Source organism: uncultured Marinobacter sp. (assembly GCF_963974375.1).
Classification (GTDB): domain Bacteria; phylum Pseudomonadota; class Gammaproteobacteria; order Pseudomonadales; family Oleiphilaceae; genus Marinobacter.
The window spans coordinates 1-6,820 of sequence record NZ_CAXBDN010000235.1 but is presented as its reverse complement, the minus strand read 5'-3'; the positions used below and the strand labels follow the sequence as shown (position 1 = coordinate 6,820).

At 58.4% G+C, this 6,820-nt stretch carries 4 protein-coding genes and 1 pseudogene; all 5 read left to right on the top strand.

All coding sequences use genetic code 11. The annotated features are described in order from the left end of the window. Nucleotides 1-2,525: DNA polymerase III subunit alpha (dnaE, locus tag AAC035_RS16740; protein WP_339806155.1), on the top strand; the 2,525-nt coding region annotated here is incomplete at its 5' end. A gap of 83 nt (nt 2,526-2,608) precedes the next feature. Then, nucleotides 2,609-3,562 (top strand): acetyl-CoA carboxylase carboxyl transferase subunit alpha, encoded by a 954-nt coding sequence (gene accA / locus AAC035_RS16735; RefSeq protein WP_339806153.1) that lies wholly within the window; start codon nt 2,609-2,611, stop codon nt 3,560-3,562. Beyond that, nucleotides 3,546-4,901: a tRNA lysidine(34) synthetase TilS gene (gene tilS, locus AAC035_RS16730; protein WP_339806151.1), complete on the top strand. Its 1,356-nt coding sequence runs from the start codon at nt 3,546-3,548 to the stop codon at nt 4,899-4,901. Before accA ends, tilS begins: the two co-directional genes overlap by 17 nt. Nucleotides 4,902-4,989: 88 nt before the next feature. After that, nucleotides 4,990-6,615: a CTP synthase gene (locus tag AAC035_RS16725; protein WP_339806149.1), complete on the top strand. Its 1,626-nt coding sequence runs from the start codon at nt 4,990-4,992 to the stop codon at nt 6,613-6,615. Between the two features lie 65 nt (nt 6,616-6,680). After that, nucleotides 6,681-6,820 (top strand): annotated as a pseudogene (locus tag AAC035_RS16720) (3-deoxy-8-phosphooctulonate synthase); the annotation flags it as partial.

Below are 6,820 nucleotides of genomic sequence, written 5' to 3'. Positions count from 1 at the left end.
GGGCTTACTACGACCGTCTCAAATTCGAGCTGGATATCATTATCCAGATGGGGTTCCCCGGTTACTTCCTGATCGTGATGGACTTCATCAAGTGGGCCAAGAACAACGGCGTTCCGGTGGGACCGGGCCGTGGTTCAGGTGCCGGCTCCCTGGTGGCCTACGCCCAGCTGATTACCGACCTTGACCCCCTGCAGTATGACTTGCTGTTCGAGCGGTTCCTGAATCCGGAACGGGTCTCGATGCCTGACTTCGATGTGGATTTCTGCATGGAAGGCCGTGACCGGGTCATTGCCTATGTGGCGGAAAAATATGGTCGTGAAGCGGTTTCCCAGATCATCACCTTCGGCACCATGGCCGCCAAGGCGGTGGTGCGTGACGTGGCCCGGGTGCAGGGCAAGTCCTATGGGCTGGCGGACCGTCTGTCCAAGATGATTCCTTTTGAAGTGGGCATGACCCTGGCCAAGGCGGTCGAACAGGAGGAGCCACTGCGGGAGTTTCTGGCCCAGGATGAGGAAGCCCAGGAAATCTGGGAGATGGCGCTGAAGCTCGAAGGCATTTGTCGGAATGCCGGCAAGCACGCCGGTGGCGTGGTGATTGCGCCTACCAAGATCACCGATTTCTCGCCGTTGTACTGTGATGATGAGGGCGGCAGCCTGGTTACCCAGTTCGACAAGGGCGATGTGGAAGACGCCGGTCTGGTGAAATTCGACTTTCTGGGGTTGCGGACCCTGACCATCATCGACTGGGCTCTGAAGATGATCAATCCCCGCCGCGAACTGCGTGGCGAGGCAGCACTGGATATTGCTGAAATCCCGCTGGTGGATTCGCGCTCCTTCGAGATGCTCAAGCGGGCGGAAACCACCGCCGTGTTCCAGCTGGAATCCCGCGGTATGAAGGACCTGATCCGCCGCCTGCAGCCGGACTCCCTGGAAGACATGATCGCCCTGGTGGCCCTGTTCCGGCCGGGGCCGTTGCAGTCGGGTATGGTCGATGACTTTATTGACCGCAAACATGGGCGTCAGCCCATGTCCTTTCCTCATCCGGATTATCAGTACGCCGGCCTGAAGCCGGTATTGGAGCCCACCTACGGGGTCATCCTATACCAGGAACAGGTCATGCAGATTGCCCAGGTGATGGCTGGTTATACCCTGGGTGGCGCGGACATGTTGCGGCGGGCCATGGGCAAGAAAAAGCCTGAGGAGATGGCCAAGCAGAAAGAAGTCTTCCTGGAGGGCTGCGCCAACAACAATATCGACAAGAGCCTGGCCGAAAACATCTTTGACCTGGTCGAGAAGTTTGCGGGATACGGTTTCAACAAATCCCACTCTGCCGCCTATGCCCTGGTGTCGTATCAGACCCTCTGGCTGAAAGCCCATTACACCGCCGAGTTCATGGCAGCGGTGCTGACCGCCGATATGCAGAACACCGACAAGGTGGTCACCCTGGTGGAGGAGTGCCGCTCGCTTGACCTGGATCTGGTGTTGCCGGATGTCAGCACTTCCGAATTCACCTTTACGGTCAATGATGAGGGGCAGGTGGTGTATGGCCTCGGCGCCATCAAGGGACTTGGTGAAGGCCCGATACAGAGTATAGTGGAAGCGCGCCAGGAGGGCGGGGCCTATAAGGATCTGTTTGATTTCTGTCGCCGGGTTGACCTGAAGAAGGTAAACAAGCGGGCACTTGAAGCACTGATCCGTTCCGGTGCCATGGACAAGCTGGGTCCGGGCCGGGCACAGTTGATGGCCAGTATCGAAAAAGCGATTCAGCAGGCGGATCAGCAGTCCCGTAATGAAGTTGCGGGAATGACGGATATGTTCGGCGATATCCTCGGGGGTGATGAAAGCGAGAACCTGTTCGCTGACGTGGCCCGGGTCCGTGAATGGCCGGAAAAAGAACGGCTCAAGGGCGAGAAAGATACGCTCGGGCTGTACCTGACCGGCCATCCTTTTGATGAATACGAACGGGAGGTGCGCCGTTTTGTGCGCAGCTCCATTGCGGATATTCAGCCGTCCCGGTCACCCCAGCGGGTGGCGGGTCTGATTGTTGCCCAGCGCACCATGAAAACCCGCAGTGGCTCGACCATGTGTTTCATCACCCTCGATGATCGCAGCGGCCGTATTGAAGCAACTCTGTTTTCGGAGGCGTTCAATGCCAATAGGAACCTGTTACAGTCCGATCAGGTGATTGTACTGGAGGGTCAGGTCAGTCACGATGACTACTCCGGGCAAATGAAAATGCGGGTCAGTTCGGTGATGGATGTGGCTACGGCCCGTCAGTCATTCAGCCGGGGAATCCGCCTCAGCCTGCAGGCCAGTCAGCTGCAGAACGGTTTGCTGGACAAACTCGACACCACCCTGAGGCCTTTTCGCAATGACGGCAGCCCGGTGTGGATCGAGTATCGCAGTGACCAGGCCTGCACCCGTATCGAGCTGGGTGAGAGCTGGAAAGTGCAGCCCGATGACAGCTTGCTGCTGGAGTTGCGGTATCTGGTGGGAGATAACCAGGTCGAACTGGGCTATGATTAAATCCTGAGTTTTAATAGATTAACAAGACATCTGAACCTGCGAAGCCAGACGCGGCTTCGCGAAGACATCAATAACGGAACACCATGAACCCAAACTATCTGGATTTCGAACAGCCCATTGCCGACCTTGAAGCCAAGATTGAAGAGCTTCGCATGGTCGGTAACGACACCGAGATCAACATCACCGATGAGATCAGCCGGCTTCGCAACAAGAGCATCAGTCTGACCGAAAGCATTTTTTCGGACCTGAAGCCCTGGGATGTGGCGCGTCTTGCCCGCCATCCCCGCCGGCCTTATACCCTCGATTACATCGAGATGATGTTCGATGATTTCGACGAACTCCATGGCGATCGCACCTACGCTGACGACCTGTCCATCGTGGGCGGTACCGCGCGGCTGGATGACAAGCCGGTGATGATCATTGGTCATCAGAAGGGCCGCGAAGTGCGCGACAAGGTTCGTCGCAATTTTGGCATGCCCCGGCCTGAAGGTTACCGCAAGGCCCTGCGCCTGATGGAACTGGCCGAACGCTTCAAGATGCCTATTCTGACCTTTATCGATACACCAGGTGCCTACCCGGGCATCGGTGCTGAAGAGCGGGGCCAGAGTGAGGCTATTGCCCGCAACCTGGCGGTGATGTCGCGCCTGAAAACGCCAATTCTGTCAACGGTGATCGGCGAAGGTGGTTCCGGTGGTGCCCTGGCGATCGGTGTTTGCGATCATCTCTATATGCTGCAGTACTCCACTTACGCGGTGATCTCGCCGGAAGGCTGTGCCTCCATTCTCTGGAAAAGTGCGGAATATGCCGCCACGGCAGCTGAAGCCATGGGCGTTACTGCGCAACGGCTGAAAGAGCTGAACGTGGCGGATTCTGTGATAACCGAGCCCCTGGGTGGCGCACATCGCAAGCCGGAGAAGATGGCCGAGGCACTCAAGGTGGAGCTGGCCAAGGGTATTGCCGAGATGAGCCGTCTGTCGGTTGAAGAGCTGATTGCCCGCCGCTATGAACGCCTGACCCGCTATGACACCGGACGGTGAACAGCCGTCCGTAGCCTGGTTCCCGGATCTGCTTGAGCCCCTCGCGGCCCTGCAGATCCGGGGGCATGTCCGGGTCGCACTCAGCGGCGGCCTGGACTCCATCGTCCTGCTTCATCTTTCCCGGCAGATATTTGCGCGCCATCCCGGCGGCTTTTCGGCTGTGCACGTCAACCATCAGTTGCAACAGGCAGCGTCCGGGTTCGAGGCGTTGTGCCGAAAGGTTTGTGACAGTTTCGCGATACCCCTGCAGATTATTCCCCTCAATCTCGATATAGCGGCCGATGGTTCCAGCGGTAGCGTTGAAACGGCGGCCAGAAAAGCGCGTTACCAGGTACTGTCTGAGCTTCAGGCACCCGGTGACGGCCTGTTGATGGCCCATCATGCGGACGATCACGCAGAAACGGTTCTGTTCAGGATGCTGCGGGGCAGTGGTGTTGCCGGTCTGGCGGGGATACCGCCAGAACGGTCATTAGGCAATGGCAGAATAGTGCGGCCGTGGCTGGGGATCACCCGGCAACGGCTGGAGCAGCAGGCCCGGGACGCGGGCTTGCAATGGGTTGAAGACCCCACCAATGACGATATTCAGCACGACCGGAACTTTTTGCGTCATCAGGTGATGCCGCTGCTGCGGCAGCGATGGCCGGAGCTGGACCGTCGTCTTGCGGCAACGGCCACGGCCTGCGGAGAAGCTGCCAGGCTCTCAGGGCAGTTGGCGAAGCACCAGCTGTCAGTCCTTTCGGATCACCCTGACCGCATATCACGGGTGGGGTTTGCAGCACTGCCCCCGGAGGGGCGAAAGAATCTTTTGCGCCATTGGTGCGGTGAAGCTCCGGCCATCAATGAAACCAGTATCGACGAGTTGCTTAATGCTGCAGATGACAGGCATCCTGAAATCCGCGGCCGCGGGTTTGCCCTGCGCCGCTTCGGGGGTCATATTTACCGGGTGCGGCAACGATCAGCCAGCGAACCGGTAATTTCCGAGGCGGTCCTTGAGCCCGGACAGGAATTGCTTTTTGGCGGTTTCCGGATTCGCCTTGTTGCGGAAGCGCCCCGTACAGGGCAGCAGGGAGAGGCCTTCCGGGTTGCCCTGCGGCGGGGTGGCGAGCGTTTGCGACCTGATCCGGGCGCAGGCTCGCGGGCACTCAAAAAGTGGTTGCAGGAAAAGGATGTGCCACCCTGGCAGAGAAGCGGTTTGCCGCTGGTGTTTCACGGTGATGAGCTGGTGGCAGTGGCTGACCTGTGGTGTGCTGCGGGCTATCGTGGTGGCAGTGCTGGAACCGACCCGGGGCCTTCTTCCGGGGTGGGTTGGCGGATTGATATACGGCGGGATTTTGATTGAGCGGTCGACGGCTTTCTGGTAGTCTGGCGTCCCATCTTGAGATGACAATCTCCCTCCTTCACCGAACCAGATAAATCACGGAATCTGCATGACGCGTTATATTTTCGTCACCGGCGGTGTCGTGTCTTCCTTGGGTAAAGGTATCGCATCTGCCTCTTTGGCTGCGATCCTTGAGGCACGTGGCCTCAAGGTCACCATTCTCAAGCTGGACCCGTACATTAACGTCGACCCCGGCACTATGAGTCCGTTCCAGCACGGTGAAGTCTTTGTCACCGAAGATGGCGCTGAAACCGACCTGGATCTTGGCCATTACGAGCGCTTTATCCGCACGCCCATGACCCGTCGCAACAACTTCACCACCGGTCGGGTGTATGAAGAGGTGATCCGCAAGGAACGTCGTGGCGATTATCTCGGTGGTACGGTTCAGGTAATTCCCCATATTACGGACGAAATCAAGCGCCGGGTGGTTGAGGGTGCTGCCGGTGTCGATGTGGCTCTGGTGGAAATCGGCGGAACCGTGGGTGATATTGAATCCCTGCCATTCCTCGAAGCCTGCCGCCAGCTGAAGGTGGAAGTGGGCTCAACCCGGGCCATCTTCATGCACCTGACCCTGGTGCCCTATATTGCAACGGCCGGCGAGATCAAAACCAAGCCGACCCAGCATTCCGTGAAAGAAATGCGCTCCATCGGCCTGCAGCCGGATATTCTGTTGTGCCGTTCCGAGCACGAGGTGGATGCCGGTTCCCGCCGCAAGATTGCCCTGTTCACCAACGTTGAAGAGCGAGCGGTCATTCCGCTTCAGGACGCAAAGTCCATTTACGCGATTCCGCGCATGCTGCACGGATTTGGCCTGGACGATCTGGTTATCGAGCGCTTTGGCCTCAAAGCCGGCGTGGCGGATCTGAGTGAGTGGGATGCGGTGGTCGACGCCCTGACCAATCCCGAGCAGGAAGTGACCATCGCCATGGTGGGCAAGTATATGGAGCTGCTTGATGCCTACAAATCGCTGATCGAGTCGCTGCTACATGCCGGCATTCGTACCCGGACCAAGGTCAATATCCAGTATATTGATTCCGAGGATATCGAGCGTGAAGGCACCGGTGTGCTCGACAAGGCGGATGCCATTCTGGTTCCGGGAGGCTTCGGCGAGCGGGGAGTCGAAGGCAAGATCCGCACGGTTCAGTATGCCCGTGAGAACAAGATTCCCTACCTTGGCATCTGCCTGGGTATGCAAGTGGCTGTTATCGAATACGCCCGCAATGTAGCCGGTCTTTCCGGGGCCCATAGCACCGAATTCCGAGAGAAATCCCCGGCACCGGTGGTGGGCCTGATCACCGAATGGCTGGACGCCACCGGCAAGCGTGAAGAGCGTACCGAGGATTCGGACATCGGTGGCACCATGCGGCTTGGTGGACAGGACTGTGTGTTGTCCGAAGGCTCCACCATCATGAAATGTTACGGCAAAAAGATCATTCGTGAACGTCATCGTCATCGTTATGAGGTGAATAACCACTACGTCCCCCAGCTTGAGCAGGCCGGGCTGAGGGTGGCGGGTCGCTCTGCCGACGAGAAGCTGGTCGAGGTGGTCGAAGTACCGGATCACCCCTGGTTCGTGGCGTGTCAGTTCCATCCGGAATTTACCTCCACCCCCAGAGACGGTCATCCGCTGTTCCAGGGATTTGTTGAAGCTGCGCTGGCACGCCGTACGAACTGACACGGCGGGGGCAGGGCCTGTGGCGCTGCTCCCCGGCACTGCGATACAGAAGGAATATCTGAATCATGGCACAACGTAACCTTGCTGTTTCCGGACTGAACATCGCCAACGATCAGCCCTTCGTGCTGTTTGGTGGCATGAACGTGCTTGAGTCCCCTGACATGGCAATGGAGGTGGCCGAAGCCTATGTGGAGGTCACCCGCCG

What these genes read in the sequence shown, in the direction of transcription:
- accA (WP_339806153.1), top strand. Translation starts at nt 2,609, where the DNA reads ATGAACCCAAACTATCTGGATTTCGAACAGCCCATTGCCGACCTTGAA.
- tilS (WP_339806151.1), top strand. Translation starts at nt 3,546, where the DNA reads ATGACACCGGACGGTGAACAGCCGTCCGTAGCCTGGTTCCCGGATCTG.
- AAC035_RS16725 (WP_339806149.1), top strand. Translation starts at nt 4,990, where the DNA reads ATGACGCGTTATATTTTCGTCACCGGCGGTGTCGTGTCTTCCTTGGGT.